The following is a 3028-nucleotide window of genomic DNA, read 5'->3' as shown; positions in this document are numbered from 1 at the left end:
TTACTAATTTTTTTTGTTTGGCAGTTAAATTTCTAAATTCAAATGATTTTTGGGTATCATCCCGAAAGTAATTCCGATAATTGTTCCTAAAAAACCTCCTGTTAAAATATCAAGTGGATAGTGAACTCCTACATACACTTGCGAATATGAAATAGCAAAAGCCCAAAAGAATAAAACGGGAAATACCCACTTATATCTTTTGTTAAATAAAACTATTAGAAAAAATGCAAGTGCAAAATGATTGGTTGCATGCGATGAAGGAAAACTAAAACCAGAACTACAATTTGCTAATAACCTTACGTAATCTTTAATTAGAATTTCATTGCAAGGTCGCAAACGACCTACAAAAGGTTTTATAACATGACTACTTAGCTGGTCGGAAACAAATATCAATAAAATTATTATCAGAATTAATAAAAGTCCTTTTTTCTTAAAATTAATAATAAAATAAGAAAATAAAAATATATAAAATGGTGTCCAAAAATATTTATTTCTTAAAAATGGAAGTACAGAATCAAAAACACTGTTTGTCCAATAAATATTTATTAGTTGAAATAGCTTAAAATCAAATTCTAATATATGTTCTAGCATTAAATGAAAATTTATTTCCCCTGTCGTTTTAAAAAGCTACAAAGGTAATATTTTGTTTAAATCTAAAATTTCACTTTCATACTTTTGTTTCAATTTAAATACTTTAATTTTGCAAATAAAATAAAATAAAATTTATGACACTAATTTCTTCAATTTCAGGAATCAGAGGTACAATTGGCGGTGATTTAGGAACAAGCTTAACCCCCGATGACATTGTACGTTTTACAGCAGCTTATGGAGCTTTGATAAAAAACAATAAAAATAATAAAACTGTAGTTATCGGCAGAGATGCACGAATATCGGGTAAAATGGTAAATAATATTGTTTCGGGAACATTAATGGCAATGGGTATTAATGTTATTGATATTGGCTTGTCAACTACTCCAACCGTAGAAATTGCTGTTACCGAAGAAAATGCCGATGGTGGAATAATTATTACAGCAAGCCACAATCCTAAACAATGGAATGCCTTGAAATTATTGAATGAAAAAGGTGAATTTTTAAATGATGCAGAAGGAAAAGAAATTCTTAAAAACTCAGAAGAAAAAAACTATAATTATGCTGAAGTTGATGAACTAGGAAAATATTCTACAAAGAATAACTACTATGACATCCATATCCAAAAAGTTCTTGACCTCGAACTTGTTGATGTTGAAGCAATAAAAAAAGCAAATTTCAAAATTGTTGTTGATGCGGTGAACTCAACAGGAGGAACAGTAATTCCTAAATTATTAAAAGCTTTGGGTGTGGAAAATATTATTGAACTTTACTGCACACCAAACGGAGAATTCCCCCATAATCCGGAACCTCTTCCTGAAAATCTTACTGAATTATCAGCCAAAGTAAAAAGTAGCAATGCCGACCTTGGAATAACAGTTGACCCTGATGTTGACAGACTTGCTTTTGTAAAAAATGACGGAGAAGTTTTTGGTGAAGAATACACACTAGTTTCAGTTGCCGATTACATACTTCAAAACACAAAAGGGAATACGGTTTCAAACCTTTCATCAACAAAAGCATTAAGAGATATTACTGAAAAACATGGATGTAGCTACAATGCTTCGGCAGTAGGAGAAGTAAATGTTGTAAAAATGATGAAAGAAACAAATGCTGTGATAGGTGGAGAAGGAAACGGAGGAATTATTTATCCTGCAATTCATTACGGAAGAGACTCACTTGTTGGTGTTGCATTATTCCTGACTTTTTTATCAAAAACAGGAAAAAATATTTCAGAGTTACGCTCATCATATCCTGAATATTATATTTCAAAAAATAAAATCCAACTTACCGACAAAATTGATGTTAATGAATTACTGGAAAAAGTAAAAGAAAAGTTCAAAAACCAAAAAATAAATACAATTGACGGTGTAAAAATCGAATTTGATAACGAATGGGTTCATTTAAGGAAATCAAATACAGAACCAATAATACGAGTTTACGCTGAAAGCACATCAGAAGCAAAATCAATTGAACTTGCAAAAAAAATAATCAAAGAAATTGAAAAACTTTTTTAAAAAAAATAGAAATTTCATTTTTTTTATCTACTTTTGATAAATTAAAAGGATTTTAAAAAACAAAAGAATAAAATCATTAATTCTATAAGTTCAATCTGTTAAACTTAAAAAACATGCAAGATAAAAAGGAAAAATTAAAAGAAATTAGTAATGAGATAAAAAACATCAAGAATTACAGTGATGAAACTGCTAAAGATTATGTTAAACTTTTGGAAGAAACACTTGTTTTAATCAAAAGTATTAACATTGATAAAGATAATACAAAACTATCAACTTGTGTAAGCTCGACATTCAAAGACTTAAAAATTGAAATTGAAGATAGGTTTGACAATCATTTTTTTACAATGAGAGAACAAAAGAAACAAAATGAACTAAACTATTCAAAATTAATTACAAGGGCTTCTCTAAAATCAATTATTAAGTGCATATAGTTAGTGTCTCTAAGAAAAACGTATATTTTTGACTGTTAGAATATTATGTGTGTTCTGTCGCTTGAATCTAATGTCATAAAGTAGTCATTTGATTGTCATTAAGTTACAAAACGCAATGACAGATTGGCTAAATGACAATTGAATGACTTTTACATTCACATCCATTATTAATTCAAAGCCCAAGTATAATGAGTAATACAAAGTTTTCTTAGTGCCACTAAGTAATCCTTAAAAAAATATTTTTTCATAACGAAGCATTTTCCTATAACTAATTGCTAATCAATTAAAATTTTTATTTCTTTAGTTTTTCATTTTTTACAAAAATATCATTAAATTTGCACCTTTTTGCGGATGTGGCGGAATTGGTAGACGTGCTAGATTTAGGATCTAGTGTTGAGAGACGTGGGGGTTCAAGTCCCCCCATCCGTACTCTTTTAAAACTTTATACAAATCAAAAATAATAATTATTGTGGATATTACTTTAAACAAAGA

At 28.8% G+C, this 3028-nt stretch carries 3 protein-coding genes and 1 tRNA gene; 3 read left to right on the top strand and 1 reads right to left on the bottom strand.

All coding sequences use genetic code 11. The features are described from left to right. Positions 1-24: 24 nt before the first annotated feature. Positions 25-591: a phosphatase PAP2 family protein gene (locus U9R42_07120; GenBank protein ID MEA3495790.1), complete on the bottom strand. Its 567-nt coding sequence runs from the start codon at positions 589-591 to the stop codon at positions 25-27. 134 nt (positions 592-725) lie between these two features. On the opposite strand from U9R42_07120, the gene glmM reads away from it, so the two are divergent. The 3 genes from glmM to U9R42_07105 all read left to right on the top strand — a co-directional run bounded on the left by glmM (position 726) and on the right by U9R42_07105 (position 2965). Then, entirely contained in the window at positions 726-2105 is a 1380-nt protein-coding gene (gene glmM, locus U9R42_07115) for a phosphoglucosamine mutase (GenBank protein MEA3495789.1), read from the top strand. Positions 2106-2218: 113 nt separating this feature from the next. Then, positions 2219-2536 (top strand): hypothetical protein, encoded by a 318-nt coding sequence (locus U9R42_07110; protein MEA3495788.1) that lies wholly within the window; start codon positions 2219-2221, stop codon positions 2534-2536. Between the two features lie 347 nt (positions 2537-2883). After that, positions 2884-2965, top strand: a tRNA-Leu gene (locus tag U9R42_07105). The last annotated feature ends 63 nt before the right edge of the window (positions 2966-3028 follow it).

It is taken from the genome of Bacteroidota bacterium (genome assembly GCA_034723125.1).
Lineage (GTDB): Bacteria > Bacteroidota > Bacteroidia > CAILMK01 > JAAYUY01 > JAYEOP01.
This window is presented reverse-complemented; position numbering and strand designations above follow the sequence as displayed.

Bases quoted from the DNA above. Each gene is read 5' to 3' on its own strand.
- U9R42_07120 (MEA3495790.1), bottom strand. From the start codon at position 591: ATGCTAGAACATATATTAGAATTTGATTTTAAGCTATTTCAACTAATA.
- glmM (MEA3495789.1), top strand. From the start codon at position 726: ATGACACTAATTTCTTCAATTTCAGGAATCAGAGGTACAATTGGCGGT.
- U9R42_07110 (MEA3495788.1), top strand. From the start codon at position 2,219: ATGCAAGATAAAAAGGAAAAATTAAAAGAAATTAGTAATGAGATAAAA.